Origin of the sequence: Pseudoalteromonas sp. BZK2 (genome assembly GCF_014349195.1) — a bacterium.
Taxonomy (GTDB): Bacteria; Pseudomonadota; Gammaproteobacteria; order Enterobacterales; family Alteromonadaceae; genus Pseudoalteromonas; species Pseudoalteromonas simplex.
In genome coordinates this window covers 64,212-79,735 of the sequence record NZ_JACSOG010000022.1, presented here as the reverse complement: position 1 = coordinate 79,735, position 15,524 = coordinate 64,212, and the positions used below count along the sequence as shown (strand labels likewise).

Here is a 15,524-nt window from a genome sequence, read left to right as displayed (position 1 = left end):
TCCTCATTATGAGCCCGCATATAAGCACGCAGTCTGACAAAATTAACGAAGGGTATTGTGCAATAGGAGGAGTCCATATAAGGTACTTTAGTGCCGAAATATCCTCACAAAGAGAAGCGTTTCTTATCCTCTTTGTGAAAATAAATGTCTTTGTCGTAGGCGTGAAATTTATTTCGCGCGAGGGTGTTTGTTTTGTGGTGGCGTTTGAGACGTGCCAAGCAAGCGTGACGCCTACGGCTGATAACGGCATGAAATTTCTTTGCGTATTGCGCGATGTTAAATCGCGCCTACAATCTTTGCCTCGAAACTCGAAACTCGAAACTCGAAACTCGAAACTCGAAACTCGAAACTCGAAACTCGAAACTCGCAATCATTTTATCGGCAAATATATATCCGTTTGCAGATCACATTCATCAACTTCATGGATGAGGTTGAGGTAATGAAAGAAGCAAGGGAAGTCTCTGACTTCTTCGCCGCTTTGCACCAGCCATTCACGGTATAAGTAGTAAACTGTATCGCTAATGGTGTCATGAGAGCCATTATGACGAACAACGGCGCAGCGTCCTGCTGGAATTTCACCATTTTTCACACCTTGCGGGTTTTCAGTAATCGGTGAGGTGATACTGCCTGCGAAGTCAAAACGAAACGCATCGTCTTCAGTGGTGGCCGGATCGCTATACGGGATCCCATATGTGTTACTGGTTTTAACAGGTGAAAAGCCTGATTCTTTGCGCCACTCAATAAATTGTGCAGCGGTATTCATCAGGGTATTAGCAGCGCCTTGGTGGGTTAATAAAGCCACCGGCTGTGCTTTAAAATCAACAATGTTTACATTCATAGGGCAAACCTTTTTGTCAGGTAATGAAAATTCAAACTGTGAGTGCCAATTAGGCCAGTTTGGTTTGCTTCTGAATTCGCTTGGCGACTGTGTAAAGGTGCGCTTAAAAGCACGACTAAATGCTTCTGGGCTATCAAATTGCGCTTCTAATGCAACATCAATAATTTTAAGTTGATGCTCAAATGCAAGTCGAAATGAGGCACGCTTTAAGCGCGCAAGCTGCGCATATTTGGTAACGCTTAGGCCAACTCCAGCGACAAATAAACGATGAAAATGATACTTCGAACAACATGCCACCTCACTGAGTGTCTCCAGTGATAAAGGTTCATCAAGATGCTGACTAATGTAATCACAGACCAGCTCAATGCGTTGTTGTTGCTTCGTTTTCATGGTTACTCGTTAATGCTTTTCAGAAGTGGGGCCAGTTTGCCATGGCCCCTAAGTCATTACCTGATTGAAATTGCGCATTTTGAGTTTAGTTGATAGCTGTCACTTTAAAGGTGTTTTGATAGAGCAACTGTTGGTTTGCGCCCATCACATCCAGTGTCCACGTACCTGGCGTCGATATTTCATCTAAAGTGCGGTAGGTAAACCATTCATCAAGAGGGCTGCCCCATAAAGTTTGGTAATAAACATTTTCATTTTCTTCAGGAGAGCTTGGTTTGAAGTGCCATTTGGTAAATATAACCAAGCGATCCTTACGATTATCAATACCCTCTCGGTTCATTGAAAACTCGATTCCAAAGCGCTGTTTTTCGTTCAGTGTATATGAAAATTCCGTATCTTCACTGAGTTGCTCGACACTAGAACGGCCATTAAATTTTTCAGATAAAACTAGTTTAAATAATCCAGCCCGCTCTAACTCTAAAATCGCATTTGGATAATCAAGCCCATACATTTTTTTAATTACTTTCTGAAGCCTTTCTCGTTCTTGAGTCGAGTATTGACCTTCCAGCATTAGCAGGGCTATCTGCTCTCTAACTTCTCCGTTTGAGTTATTGCCAACTTTTTCAGCATACTCTTCTATTAAGCTTAAACACTTTTCTGTATTTCTAAATTTAATATCAGCAATACAATTGACTACTGCTAATTTAAATGCGTTTTTAACAGTTTGCTCTTTATCATAAAGTTCTTGAGAGTACTTTTGAGCTTTTTTGAAGTCAGGCTCCACAAGTAAACTATAGGAATAGATAAAACTTAGTCTTTCTTTTGCATTCTCATAGCCTAATTCCGCCGAGCGGCTGTAATACTCAATAGCTTTTTTAATATCAATAGGCCTATTATCGCCACGATGATAATAACTACCGACATTAAACATGGCTCGATCATGATCTAAGTTGGCAGCTAATTGGTAGTATTCAAAGCTTTCTTTTGTACGATCAGTTTCTATTGTTTTACTGTCAAACGTATCTGCTAACAATATGGCATCACGTTGAACCGCTTTCTTTTCAGATTCAGTATAATTAGTTAATGTACTGTTTAGGTTAAGTTTTTTTTCAAGAAAGTCGTTAGCTAAAGCTGCTTCTACTTGATCGTAATACCAAATCTGATGACCATGCCCAGAGCGTTCGAAAAACGCTTTTTCAACATCATGACCTAAACGCTTTAAAACATAGTAAAAGCGATTACTTTGCTCAAAGCCCGATATTTCATCTTGTTTGCCAGCAATAATAAGAACAGGGGCTTTTAAAGATGTAGCCTGATAGACGGGGGAAATATCTTTTAAATCTTGGCTATATTCACCAACAGTACGCTCAATAAGCTCTTGATAATCTTTAGTTAAAGCGATATTACTTGCGTTATAAAGTAGAGGTAAGTCATAAATACCAAAACTTGCAATCACGCATTCATAAATATCAGGGTGTTTAATTGCCAGCATCACCGCAGAATAACCACCATAGCTTGCGCCAATAGAGCAGGTATGTTTAAAGCTATATTGTGAACGAATATGTGCCACTGCGGCAGAAATGTCTTGTTCGATAAGGTTACCAAATTGACCAACACCGCTTTCTAAAAACTCTTTACCAAACCCTGCAGAGCCTCTGAAATTAACACGTAAAATAGAAAAGCCACGAGAGGCAAGGTATTGCACTTCAGGGCTAAATTCATCACTTTCACGAATACCAATCGGGCCACCGTGTGGCATCACTAATAATACCTGCTTATCGTTGTTAATGGGTTTGGTTAAGTAACCTTCAAGGTTAGTTCCATCGTAGGCTTTAAAGTTAAAGAACGTTGTTTTGGCGTACTTAACATCTTCATTTTTATCGGTAGAGAATAATAATTCAATGTGGTTAGCTTCGGCGTTATATAAGAAGTATTTACCAGGAATCGTTGAGGAATGGTTGTAAAGAATATGGTTTTTTCCATCTAATGAGCTATTTACCCAGAAGAATTGCTCATCCCCTAATGCTTCAGCAATTTTGCTATGCAACTGTTTATACGTATCCACAAAATAGTCAGTCGTATATTTACCATGTTTGATATACGAGGCGGCGATAAGTTTGCCATTATCATCAAGTTCTGCCGACTGAATGTCATATTTGGGGTGCTGATAGAGTGTGTCGGTGATTTTTTGTGTGTTGATATTAAAAAGGCTCACCTGACTCTTATCGGTATTTTTGTTGGTAATGACGGCAAGGTGATCTTGGTCAGTAAATCCAATTGGTAAAAACTGATAATCTGCGTCTGTGAGTGTAAAAAGTGGTATCCACTTATCACTCCCGATAACCTTGTAGAAAAACTGTAAGCTTTTTTCATCAATATCAAATTTAACAGTAAATAATTGCTGTTTATGCTCATCAAAAAAATAGCTGCTAGCACCTTTTAAGCCCTTCTCAATGGGAGAGAAGGAGCTTATGTTATCTTTATACAAGATAGTGAGCGGAACCTTATAAAGATGCGTATTCTTTTTACCTGGTTTGGCGAATAAAATGTGTTCAGCATCGTTTAATAACCTATCAACTATGTATCCCTTGGTTGTTACTTTATGCTGTTCGAACTTTGGCTTTTCTTCACTTTCTTTGACATTAATTACTGCGTTATAGTCTGAGTCATACTTGCTATTTACACGAACGAAAATATTGTCGTTACTCAGCCATTCATAATTATAAAAATTATCTTTTTCATTGAGTTTAACTGCATAGTACATTTTCATCGTTTTCATATCGATGATGTTGAGGGTTTTGGTTTTGTCTTCTTGCGCTTCTAAAAAGCTGATCCAACGGCCACTGGGCGAAACCATAACTTGGCTTTGATCGGGTGAATACATTAAATCTTCACTCGATAATATTTCAGCATGCAAGGGAAAGATAAAAAATAATAAGATAAGTAGCTTTTTCATTATTTTGCTTCCTGCTGCGAAAATGTTTGTTCCAAATAATCAAAGAATGAGTCTTCCCCAGGGCCGCCATAATTTAGCGAGCGACCAGACAAAATCGTTGGGAAGTTTTGTTCCATGTATTGCAGTGCTTCAGAGCTTCGGTTTTCTAAAGCAATGTGAGAGCGGGTATACCAAAAACCTATCGTGGAAATATCTAAATGACCTACATAGTTGATTTTTTTCGCAGAAAGAGTGAATTGCCAACTTTCTTCATCGTTATCAAATTCAAGATAGGAATATCGATTTAAGTTCAACCGTGTGATGGTGTAATCACCCAGTGGTAGATTCGCTAAAATATAATTGCTACCACTTCGAATGTCCTCAGCCGTAAGAACAAGCGACTTTGGACCATCAATATAAATGGCTTTTAAACTACGGTTAGTTTCAATGCCAATCAGTAGGTAGCCTTCATCGGCTTTAGATAGCGTGTCTTGGTCTTCTTTTATGTTGGTAACTTTAGATGCGCATGCACTTAATAAAAGCGCACAGCTAAGCAGCAATAAACGTCTCATTCCCTTGTATCTTATTGTTGTTATTTTATTAATTTTAAAATACTTAAAAATCGGAACTATGTGAAGCAGAATTTGTGAATGAGTGTGAAAAGAGTTGAGTTGCTAGGCGTGAAATTTCTACGCGCGAAACCAGATTATCTAGCTACGAGAGTAAAGTTAGTGAGTCAGATCATGTGTCCGATACAAATGTGAATTGAGGTGTTGTAGGCGTGAAATTTATTTCGCGCAAGAGGGTGTTTGTTTTGTGGTGGCGTTTGAGACGCGCCAAGCAAACGTGACGCCTACAGCTGGCAGCGGCGTGAAATTTATTTTGCATGTTGCGCGATGTAAAATCGCGCCTACAACCTTACCGCTGACCGCTAGGCACTTTAATTTTCCTGCTCAGCTTCTTGTTGTGCTAACTTTTCGCGTTCTGCCTTTGAAATGTAGGCCGGTTTATTGCTTTTATGCAATTTTGCATTGGCACGCTTATCTTTTTGCTTAAGTTTAGTGAAGATCTTTTTTCTGCGGTTCATGAGTCTAACAAACGAATTAATAGGGTGAGTGGCTATTGTACCTTGTTGGTATTTTTAAGCGATCTATTTTGCTTGAATTAGAGATGTTATGTCGGCGTTATAAGCGTTACAATCAAGGCGACTTTCTAAAAACCTTCTTAAACTCTGGAGCTTATCTTGAAACATTCATTACTTGCTGCATTTTTATTAAGTGCTTTCTCTAGTCAGGCTACTGTGTCTGAGCAAAGTGAAAAGCTGGCTAACTACGCGGTAGAGCAATATCAACAAGCGCAAATTCATACCTTAGAGAATTTAGTTTCGTATCCAACGGTAAATAAAGAAGGTCTAGCGACTCCAGATAACCCAGATTTCATTGGCTTTAAGTCGTTCTTAAAAATGAAAGCGGCGCAGTTTGGTTTTGATTATCAAGATTTAGGCTACACAGTGTTAATTGGCATGGGTAATCAAGCTGACAAAGTAACGATAGTAACCCATGGTGATGTGCAACCTGCAGATGCCAGTAAATGGCAGCAAAGTCCTTTTAAAATGGATAAAACCTCTGAGCCAGGAAAGCTAATAGCTCGTGGTACAGAAGATGATAAAGGCGCAATTGCGACTGCACTGCATGCAATGAAGGCGATTAAAGACAAGGGTATTACCTTAAATAACCGTATTGAATTAATGGTTTACCTTGCAGAAGAGTCTGACTGGGCACCACTCGAAGAGTTCATGAAAACCTATCAGCAACCAAAATACGCAGTCACTATTGATGCTTCATACCCTGTGGTTGTTGCAGAAAAAGGCTGGAGCTTAATTGCCCCGACTTTCTCTGCGACCTCAGCACAAACAGGCTTATATGTCAGTGATTTAAAAGGCGGCGCCTTTGTTAGCCAAATCCCTGAAGATGCAAGCGTGTTAGTGCATAACGCTGATGCGGCAACTGTGGCTAAATTACACGACAATGTTGCTCAGCTTAAAAACGTCAAAGTGGCGATGACTGAGCAAACAAATGGCTTGTTAGTCCAAGTGAAGGGGATTTCAGCGCATTCTTCTGAGCCAGAAGCGGGTGAAAATGCCATTGCGCACCTTGCAGAAATATTTAAAGGTATTGATCTTGAGAACAATAGCGATGGTCAAGCAATTGAGTTTATCAATCAGCTAATTGGTCTTGATTTATACGGCGCGCAATTCGGTGAAATTGGTTACAAGCATGACTTTATGGGCCCGATGACTGTTTCGCCTACCTTATTAAGCCGCAACGGTAACGACATTAAACTGTCGATTAATATGCGTCGTCCGGTAGGTAAACAAGAAGCGCTGCTTAAGCAGCAAATTAATGAAGCGCTTAGTGCTTGGCAAACCACTAATGGTGCTACGTTAAAAGACACTAAAGTTATTATTGGTACGCCAATGCTGTTAGATGGTGCGCCTCATGCAGAGGCGTTACTCGATATCTTTAAGCACTTTACCGGCGATAAGGACGCGGGCTTTGTGTCAATTGGTGGTGGCACAAATGCTAAGTTATTTGATAATGCGGTGTCATTTGGTCCATCAATGCCAGGTAAAAAGTACACAGGTCACTCAGAGCATGAGTTTATTACTGAAGAGCAGTTAGCACTGAACTTAAAAATGTACACTGCAATGATGATGAAGCTAGGTAATATGTAATTCTATAAACTGAAAACGCCGCTTTATAGCGGCGTTTTTGTTTAAAACTGGTGACTCATTCCTATTTAGAATTGGGCAACAAACTTAAGGTTATAAAGTTCAGCAGAGCCGCTTTCAGTGTAATTCGCGGTTAAATAGTATTTATCATTAATAAAGTACTTACCTTGTAAAACGAGTTCAGAATCATCCAACCCTGCACCTATGGCATAGTGATCGCCGAAGTAGTAGCTGATCATGGCATTGCTTGCTGAATCATAAAGGCTGTCTTGATGGCCAACATCGACGGTAATGTAATGGCTACCGCTTAAATGATTAAAGTATCTGGCAGAGACATTCCAAACGTCGAGTTCATCATCTGTTTCTGCACTAAAACCAAGGTAATCCTTATCGTTGATTTGGAGGTTATACTGCGCTTTCAAGCGGAAATAATCATCACCATATTCACGCACATCCCTATTTACAGAGACTTTTAAGGCATCGGCAAATAAGTAGCCTATTCCTAAGGTATAGTCATCAGTATCATCAACATCGTAAATTTCACCAGTAACAAACCAGTTTTTATAAAATCCTTCACCAAACAAGCCAAGATAATCAGTGTAATCGCTATTAAAGTAATTCACTCGGATGTTTGAATCTGTATCTAGGTAGCCATAATCATCAAGTACCCCAGAGCTCTGCTGCTCCTCAAAGTAGTAATGACTTACTAAGTGGTAAGCATTAAAACTATATCTGTGGTTCTCTATGTGCGTGTAGTCGATACTGTTGAACCATTGTTTACTTACTTGTTGTTCTGTGGCGATTGTGCAGTTTGAATAAGCAAGTGTTGCAAGAGCGATCGGGGCTAATTTTTTAATCATACATATCCTTGTTGTATTTGGTTTTGCTTTATAAAGATAATACAACGAGGCGGTAAAAAGAATGTAATAAAGTGTTGTGGGTCTGTTAGTTTGTGAAAAGGCCAAGCAGTGCTTGGCCTACAGAGATTAATTAAGCGTTGTGGTGAGTGATATTTCGGCATTCATCAGTTTAGAAATAGGGCAGCCTTGCTTGGTTTGCTCACAAAGTTGCTCAAACTTTTCGAGTGAGATTTCTTTTATCTTTGCGCTGACATCAAGTGCAATGTGGCTCACTTCGAAGCCGTCATCAACCTCATCAAGGCTCACTGTTGCTTTGGTCGTTATGTCGTCAGCGACAAAGCCTGCTTCAGTTAGAGCCAGCGATAGCGCCATGCTAAAACAGCTACTGTGTGCCGCTGCAACCAGTTCTTCAGGGTTAGTACCTGGCTTATCTTCAAAGCGAGTGTTAAAGCCAAATGGCTGTTTCTCAAGCGCGCCACTTTGACTAGAAATATAGCCTTTGCCAGATTTAATATCACCAGACCAACTCGTATGTGCAGATTTTTTAATTGTCATCGTCATCTCCTTTGTAAATTTTTTCGACGACCGTGAAAGGCTTTCAGGGTTTTGTGCCGAAAACGGTGAGTTCACGATATAAGTGCAACTTAAACGCCAATATTTCTTTTTGCCTCACGCTTGCAACGTTCTGAGCAGTATTTAACATGCTCCCAGTCACGTTGCCATTTTTTACGCCACATAAATGACCTGTCGCAAACGGGGCAGGTTTTGCTGGGTAAATTCAGCTTTTTATGAGCCATGGCGTTGTCTTTTAAGGCTTATCACATGCTTATGCAGTACGGCTTTTGTGCCACGTTTTACGTCATCACGTTCTCGAAATGACCATAACCGCTCACGTGCTTGTTTGGCTGCGTGTTCAATATCGACCATGGGCTCTGGGTAGTCTTCGCCGAGTTTAAAATTATTAAACAAGGCTTCCATTGGCGGTTGTTGCCATGGCTGGTGGAGATCTTCTTTGGGTAAGTTTTTAAGCTCAGGGCACCATGTTTTTATAAATATACCATCTGGGTCTTTGTCTTCAGATTGCTTTATTGGGTTATACAAACGAATGGTGTTAGTTCCTGTGACCGATGCTTGCATTTGGATTTGTGGGTAGTGAATACCCGGCTCAAAATCTAAAAAATAACGCGATAAAATTAAACTAACAGATTGCCAATGAATGTTCATATGATGAGTCATAAAGCTGACTAACATAGCGCGCATTCGAAAGTTAATGTAACCTGTTGCTGCGAGGCAGCGCATGCACGCATCAATAATAGGAATACCTGTTTGACCTTGTTCAAAGCGCTTTAAGTGCTCAGCAACGTGTTCATCATCGCGATAAGGGTAGTGCTTGTAGCCCGCATTTTGCGGTGCAAACTCCATGCTGCATTGAGTTTCGAATTTTTGCATAAAATGGCAATGCCAGTGAAGCCTTGACTCGAAAGCATGTAATGAGCGACGCCAGCTTAAAGGCTGCTTTGCTAAATAGTATTTTAGAGTTTGATAAACTTGTCTGAGGCTCAGGTTGCCAAAAGCTAAGTAAGGCGAAAGCCTAGAGCATGAACCTCTACTTTTGGAAGGACTTGAGATGCCACTTTGGTAGTTTTTTGCACGCTCTTCTACAAAGCTCTGTAGGCAAGCTCTAGCTGCATGAGGGCCACCATATTGAAACTGCGGGTCGTGCTTTAGAAAATCATTAACACAGGTCGCGGCTTGGTAATTATGAGGCAGCACTGCATTAAAGGCTTGCCAATTTGGCGTTACAAGACGTTGGTTCATCACGCCATGCCAATGTGCTTGCCAATCAAACTGTTTTGGCCGCGCTCGTTTTACACCTCCAAGTGGCGTTTCGTGCCATGGAATTGCTTTACTGTTTAGCCAGCGTGTGACCTGTTTATCTCGCTCAAATGTATTGTTTAGGCCTATTTCTTGATGACTATAAACCCCTGCAATATCAAAATCTTCACTGAGGGTTTCTAACAAGGTAATCATTTCTTGATTATAAATGGCGATTTCAGCGTTGTATTTTTCAAGTTGTTGGTTGATGTCTTTTAGTGACTGAGCAACAAAACGCCAGTGCCTTAAGCTGTAATGGGGGTCGTCGAGTAATAGAGGCTCAAAATTATAAATGAGTAAGCAAGGCAGGTCTGGTGCAATCGCACTGGCAAGTGGTTGATGATCAGACAGTCTTAGGTCACGTTTGAACCAAACAAGATTTACTTTTTGTTTTTTTGAGTCTGCCATAAACGTGGAGTTGAAAAAGTGTTTTGCTCTTAATACGTAACAAGTTACAACTTCGATTAATTGCTACAACGATCCACAAAGTTTCCACATTTGTAGCATATTGCCCACACACTTTTGAATGATATTCAGATTATGCTTATGGTCAATTGAATGACATAAGAGGTTCGCTATGAAGCATTTATCTGCACTTTCTGTTTTAGCTATTTCGTTGTTAGTCACAGCGCCCGCTTGCTTTGCTCGCGACCATCAAGGCGGTCCACCCCAGCGACCTGACTTTACGACGATTGATATTGATGGCAATGGGGTGATTGATTTTACTGAGTTTAGTGAACAGCCTATGCCAGAAGATATGCTGCAAACCATTTTTAATGACATGGATACTGATCAAAATGGTGAAGTAACTGAAGACGAGTTCAACAACCATAAACCACCAAAACGTAAGGAAAATCAACGATGATCAACAGTGTCTCATCGGGTGCGAATTTTCAGCCCATGCAACGACCGCAAGCAGAGCCGTTAACCAGTGAACAGACAGAGTTAATGAATGAAACTTTAGCTCAGTTTGATCCTGAAAACTTAACTGCAGAAGATGCACAATCTATTATGCAAACATTTAAAGATGCGGGTATTCAACCGGGTCAAGAAATGGAAGCAATTATGGCTGAAGCAGGCTTTGATGCCGCTGAAGTCGGTGAATTAGGTCGTCCTGAAGGTGAGCGTCCTCCTGGTCCGCCACCACCTCCGCCTAGTGGTAACTCACTTGAGCAGGTTGATACTGAAGAAGTTGTCAGTTATTTAGATGAGTTGTTAGCGCAATATTCTGATCAACTGGGAGAAGAAGATAAAGAAGCGATTCTAGCCTCTGTGCAAGAAAAGTTTGGTTTATCTGAAGGTGAATCGCTGTTATCGGTCACAGCGTAAATCACAAAGCGGTCATGATGACCGCTTTTTTATGCTCTGCTAATTACAGTGCTGCAGCAAAAGTCTTTATTTCGTTTTGTGCTGCTTCTAAGCTTTGCTCTGCACCCGGCATCGCAAGACCTTCGGCATAAATAAAATCAACGTCAGTCATACCCACAAAACCAAGTACATCTTTTAAGTATTTAGTTTGTGTATCCATGTCAGTGCCTTGATACAAACCACCACGTGCTGCAAGTACCACCACTTTCTTGTCTGCAATTAAACCTACAGGGCCTTGCTCAGTGTATTTAAACGTAATACCAGCACGAGCAATACGATCAATCCAAGCTTTGAATGTTGATGGAATTCCAAAGTTGTACATTGGCATACCAATAACAATCAGTTCGTTATCGTTAAGTTCAGCAATTAAATCGTCAGAAATTGCAGCAAGTGCTTTTTGCTCATCGCTACGCTCGTTTGCATCAGTCATCCAAGCAGCCATTTCTGTCTGCGTTAAGTGAGCAATCGCATTGTCGCTTAAATCGCGCGTTGTTACTGAAATTTGTTGGTTGTTAGCAAGTTGCTCAACAAATTGTTGGCTAAGTTTGGTTGAATTACCTTGTTCACCATTTAAAGATGAATTTAACACAAGTACTTTTTTCATCATGTCACCTAAGAAAACTGAAGTAGTGCAGCCATTATAATTATCAAAAAATAAATTAATAATGCTATTAATCGAGTGTTATGTTCGTTTTAAGCGAATGAAAGATATGCCTAAGTTTTTTTGAGTTAGTCTTTTTTTGTAATTTAATGTTAATATTGTCGGAACAATAAAAAAATGGACTTTACTATGAAGTACTTACTGCTTACATTTTTTGCAGTGCTGAGCTTAATGCCCCGTGCTGCTGAAAACACGCAACTACCTGTAGAATCATTTGCCTCTTTACGGGCTTTTAGCCAAGTAAAATTTTCGCCTAGTGGTGAACACATATCGTTTATTCGAAATGTGAATGGTGAGTTGGTTTTAATGGTTTATAACCGCAAAACTAAAGAAGCAGATGCTGTTATTCGTTCAGATAATCACACTATTTTCTTCGATTGGTATGAGTGGGCGAATGATGACGTTTTGTTACTTGGAGCCCGCTACATTCAACGCCAATTTGGCGGCCCTAAATATACCTCTACGCGTTTATATACATACAATATAAATGGTGATGGTAAGGCAAAACTGGCTATAAAGCCTAACTTTAATCGTAATGAACGCCAACCGCAATTTGGTGATCAGGTCATCAGCTTTTTACCCGATCAAAAAGATAAAATTTTAGTTCAAGGTGACTTTGATGTTGCCAATGCCCCTGGCGTGTATGAACTTAATTTAAGTACACTTCGTAAGAAAAAAATTCAGCGCTCACGCAGTAAAGTGATTGATTGGACAGCAGACCGCCAAGGTAATGTGCGTATTGCCCTTAAAATGGATGAAGACGAATTCGAATATATTCTTTACGATGAAGATAGAGATAACCGTAAAACGTTATTTAAATATAAAGCATTTACCCCTGATGTAGTGACTGTTTTGGGCTTCGATAAAGACCCTAATATTCTTTATTTCAAAGCTCTTAAAGATGGCTATGATGCGCTTTATAAAATGGACCTAACGACCATGAAAAAAGAGTTAGTGTTCAGCGATGATAATTATGACTTCGACGGTCATATTTTCTACTCACCACTTACAGGTGAAGTAGCAGGCTTTACACACTCTCAATTAGATGATGGGATCCGTTACTGGAATGAAGATTTAAATAAGCTCTATACAGGTTTACGCGCTGTTTTACCAAAAGATAAATTTGACATAGATATCATTGATACCAGTAAAGATCAGCGCCAATATGTGCTTTATTTAACAAGTGATGATAGTGCTGGAACTTACATGATTGGGAATCGCGATACCAGTGAGCTAACGGTATTTGCAAGCGCATTCCCAGATGTAAATGAAACAGTTTACAGCGGTAAAAAGAAAATCAGTTATAAAGCCCGTGATGGTTTAACTATTGAAGGGTATTTAACTTTACCTGTGGGTTACAAAGAAGGCGATAAACTACCCACTATTGTGTTTCCGCATGGTGGTCCTATGGCTCGTGATTACGCTGGTTTTGACTATTGGACTGCGTTACTTGCTTATAATGGTTATGCAGTACTGCAACCAAACTTCCGTGGTTCAAGTGGCTATGGCCATGAATTTGAGATGGCTGCAGTTCAAGGTTTTGGTAAAGAAATGCAAGATGACTTGCAAGATGCGGCGAATTGGCTTGTTGAAGAAGGTATCGCAAATAAAGATAAAATCTGTATTGGCGGGGCAAGTTATGGTGGTTATGCTGCATTAATGGCGGTGGTTAAACATCCAGAAACATTCAAATGTGCAGCAAGCTTTGCTGGTGTTACTGACCTTGAGCGTATTGTTAGTAAAGCGCGTTATTTCACTAATAAAGAAATTGTGCGTAAGCAATTTGGAACTGATGGCGACAAACTAGAAAAAGTGTCGCCTGTTAATTTTGCAAAGCAAATTAATCGTCCGGTGCTATTGGTTCATGGCTCTGATGATAATGTAGTGCCTGTTTATCATAGTCGTGAAATGGATGATGAACTTAAAGACGAAGGCAAAGATGTTACTTACATTGAGCTCGAAGATGGCGATCATTACTTATCGCACCAGCCGTATAGAATTAAAACGTTGAAAGCGTTTTTAGAGTTTTTCGATAAGAACTTAAAAAACTAGAATTAGCAGAGAAAAGGCGACTTAGGTCGCCTTTTTTAATACCTGTTTTTGCGTCAATTTTATTTATAAGCTAATTCAGCATCAATATTGCGCATTAAGTTGGTAACCCAATTGATATATTGGCGGTGGATTTTTTTGCCATTGTAATCAAGGTTTATCGAATCTTTGTAATCAATAGAGTATTCTTGCTCGTTAAACGTAATATCAACGCGTAATTGGTGTTTACGAATATCAAGTTTACCTAAGATTTGACCTTCGGCATTTGAACGACACGTCCAGCCTAGTTTCATACATGCTTTTAAAATATTGGTTTTGATACTTTCAAGGTCATGTTGGCCAGACGCCATTTGCGGTACAGGGTTTGCGTCAAAGTTACGAATAGGCACACTGGTGCTACAAGCAGAAAGTGTAAGTAGCGTAAAAAGTGCAAGCGTTGCCTTTTTCATAGTAAGTCCTTTTTGGAAATAAAATCAGCGCGATTATGCGCTTTTTTTACCCGAGGGTCTAGGCATCGGGTAAAAACCACGCACTAATTGCACCAAGTAAGCCTAAGATACTGTAGAAAAAAATTAACTCAGCAGTCGTTAAGTAGGTATTTAGTAAGCCGACGCTACCTAGCAGTAATAATATAACTCCGATCACCGTATTACTAACAGAGACATAGTCAGTGCGCTTGTTTCCTTCAGCCATATCAACAAGGTAGGTTTTACGACCAAGGCGAACCCCTTGATGAGCTACGGTGAGTAAAAAATAACAGAGTGGTAATAGCCAAAACTCATTGAGCGTTTGTGGGCTCAGATAAGCAACTAAATAAACGGCGAAACCGTTGAGGGTGACGAGCATTGCAGCAAACACTAATACCTTGCGGCTCGATAAGTCACTTAGTCGACCCCAGATAGGCGCAGAGACTAAGCTGGCAAGCCCAGAAAGCGCCATAAACGTAGCAAGTAGTGAAAAGTCGAAAGCCTGTTCACTAGCAAGAACGATATAAAACGGGGCGCTCAAAGCAGAACATAGCAACAACGCACGAGTGATAATAAAGTGAGCAAATTGTTTATCTTGGTAAAGCAGTTTTAATTTTGACAAAGCATGCAAAAAGCCGTTTTCAGCGCCCTCGGTTGCGCCCTTGTATTCTTGAATGCGACTATAGCTGAGCGCTGCAAACAGCCACATTAAAGCGGCCAGCATTAAAGCAACATACACCCCATTTTCATAGCCAAGACTTTGAAGATACCATAAACCAAGACCAAAGGTGAGCGTTGCAAATCCGGCAAAACTCGCAGCAAGACCGCTAATGCTGCCTCGTTGTTGTTTAGGTATGACCTTGCCTAATACATCTTTTGCAGCAATGGAATTAAAGCCACGAGCAAGACTAAAGATAATCAAAATAGCGATGATAGCAAAACCTGCTGTTGCACCTTGAAGTGTTAAAGCACAAATAAGCATGCCTACAATACACAAGGCTTGCACTATGGCGCCAATCACCCAAACCCACTTTCTAACTGGGAGCCTACGAATAGCACTGGCGATGGCCAGTTGTGGCAACATTGAGCCTGACTCACGAATAGGCACAAGCCAAGCAATAAAACTACTTGGTACATTAATGCTTTGCAGTAGCCAAGGCAGAGTCACTTTAGGGTTTAGCAGGGCATCTGCAAACTTACTAAATAGTTGGCTCACTAATAAAGTAATAAAATTGCCGGGTACCACTTTACAAGCAGCTTCATCAATCGCTTTACAGGCACGGGCATCTTCGGTATTGCTAAGACGTTGATAGATATCTTCTTTACTGAGCTTTTTCATACTGTTTATTTTTA

At 40.3% G+C, this 15,524-nt stretch carries 15 protein-coding genes; 4 read left to right on the top strand and 11 right to left on the bottom strand.

The window, feature by feature from the left end:
- Positions 1–370 precede the first annotated feature (370 nt).
- From BIZ38_RS14175 to BIZ38_RS14160, 4 genes are all read right to left on the bottom strand, one after another.
- Complete coding sequence (locus BIZ38_RS14175) at positions 371–1,228, bottom strand: GyrI-like domain-containing protein (RefSeq protein ID WP_187490568.1); 858 nt, start codon at positions 1,226–1,228, stop codon at positions 371–373.
- A gap of 85 nt (positions 1,229–1,313) precedes the next feature.
- A complete protein-coding gene (locus BIZ38_RS14170; RefSeq protein ID WP_187490567.1) occupies positions 1,314–4,181 on the bottom strand; it encodes a prolyl oligopeptidase family serine peptidase in 2,868 nt (955 codons plus the stop codon).
- Complete coding sequence (locus BIZ38_RS14165; protein ID WP_187490566.1) at positions 4,181–4,732, bottom strand: hypothetical protein; 552 nt, start codon at positions 4,730–4,732, stop codon at positions 4,181–4,183. Before BIZ38_RS14165 ends, BIZ38_RS14170 begins: the two co-directional genes overlap by 1 nt.
- Before the next feature lie 368 nt (positions 4,733–5,100).
- Positions 5,101–5,247 carry a DUF2986 domain-containing protein gene (locus BIZ38_RS14160; protein WP_082389188.1) on the bottom strand — a complete coding sequence of 49 codons (147 nt, stop codon included), beginning with the start codon at positions 5,245–5,247 and terminating at the stop codon, positions 5,101–5,103.
- A 156-nt stretch (positions 5,248–5,403) separates the two neighbouring features.
- Here BIZ38_RS14160 and BIZ38_RS14155 point away from each other — a divergent pair, with 156 nt between their 5' ends.
- On the top strand, positions 5,404–6,894 hold the full coding sequence (locus BIZ38_RS14155) for a dipeptidase (RefSeq protein ID WP_187490565.1): 1,491 nt from the start codon (positions 5,404–5,406) through the stop codon (positions 6,892–6,894).
- 65 nt (positions 6,895–6,959) lie between these two features.
- Here the strand turns inward: BIZ38_RS14155 and BIZ38_RS14150 are convergent, their stop codons facing one another.
- The 4 genes from BIZ38_RS14150 to BIZ38_RS14135 form a co-directional block, all read right to left on the bottom strand.
- Positions 6,960–7,751 (bottom strand): putative porin, encoded by a 792-nt coding sequence (locus tag BIZ38_RS14150; protein ID WP_187490564.1) that lies wholly within the window; start codon positions 7,749–7,751, stop codon positions 6,960–6,962.
- 126 nt (positions 7,752–7,877) lie between these two features.
- Positions 7,878–8,306: an OsmC family protein gene (locus BIZ38_RS14145; RefSeq protein WP_054551814.1), complete on the bottom strand. Its 429-nt coding sequence runs from the start codon at positions 8,304–8,306 to the stop codon at positions 7,878–7,880.
- Positions 8,307–8,395: 89 nt separating this feature from the next.
- Positions 8,396–8,548, bottom strand: a complete 153-nt coding sequence (locus tag BIZ38_RS14140) for a DUF2256 domain-containing protein (RefSeq protein ID WP_138601387.1) — start codon at positions 8,546–8,548, stop codon at positions 8,396–8,398.
- Positions 8,538–10,034, bottom strand: a complete 1,497-nt coding sequence (locus BIZ38_RS14135; protein WP_187490563.1) for a cryptochrome/deoxyribodipyrimidine photo-lyase family protein — start codon at positions 10,032–10,034, stop codon at positions 8,538–8,540. The genes BIZ38_RS14140 and BIZ38_RS14135 overlap by 11 nt, the downstream gene beginning before the upstream one ends.
- A 169-nt stretch (positions 10,035–10,203) precedes the next feature.
- On the opposite strand from BIZ38_RS14135, the gene BIZ38_RS14130 reads away from it, so the two are divergent.
- Positions 10,204–10,491 carry an EF-hand domain-containing protein gene (locus BIZ38_RS14130; protein ID WP_054551812.1) on the top strand — a complete coding sequence of 96 codons (288 nt, stop codon included), beginning with the start codon at positions 10,204–10,206 and terminating at the stop codon, positions 10,489–10,491.
- Positions 10,488–10,955, top strand: a complete 468-nt coding sequence (locus BIZ38_RS14125; protein WP_138601393.1) for a hypothetical protein — start codon at positions 10,488–10,490, stop codon at positions 10,953–10,955. The genes BIZ38_RS14130 and BIZ38_RS14125 overlap by 4 nt, the downstream gene beginning before the upstream one ends.
- A gap of 43 nt (positions 10,956–10,998) precedes the next feature.
- Here BIZ38_RS14125 and BIZ38_RS14120 read toward each other — a convergent pair whose 3' ends face one another.
- The gene (locus BIZ38_RS14120; protein ID WP_138601395.1) at positions 10,999–11,598 is read right to left on the bottom strand and encodes an FMN-dependent NADH-azoreductase; all 600 of its coding nucleotides are present in this window, start codon (positions 11,596–11,598) and stop codon (positions 10,999–11,001) included.
- Between the two features lie 186 nt (positions 11,599–11,784).
- Here BIZ38_RS14120 and BIZ38_RS14115 point away from each other — a divergent pair, with 186 nt between their 5' ends.
- Entirely contained in the window at positions 11,785–13,707 is a 1,923-nt protein-coding gene (locus tag BIZ38_RS14115) for an alpha/beta hydrolase family protein (RefSeq protein WP_187490562.1), read from the top strand.
- A gap of 59 nt (positions 13,708–13,766) precedes the next feature.
- Here the strand turns inward: BIZ38_RS14115 and BIZ38_RS14110 are convergent, their stop codons facing one another.
- Positions 13,767–14,153 (bottom strand): hypothetical protein, encoded by a 387-nt coding sequence (locus BIZ38_RS14110; RefSeq protein WP_187490561.1) that lies wholly within the window; start codon positions 14,151–14,153, stop codon positions 13,767–13,769.
- 58 nt (positions 14,154–14,211) lie between these two features.
- Positions 14,212–15,510, bottom strand: a complete 1,299-nt coding sequence (locus tag BIZ38_RS14105; protein ID WP_054551807.1) for an MFS transporter — start codon at positions 15,508–15,510, stop codon at positions 14,212–14,214.
- Positions 15,511–15,524 lie beyond the last annotated feature (14 nt).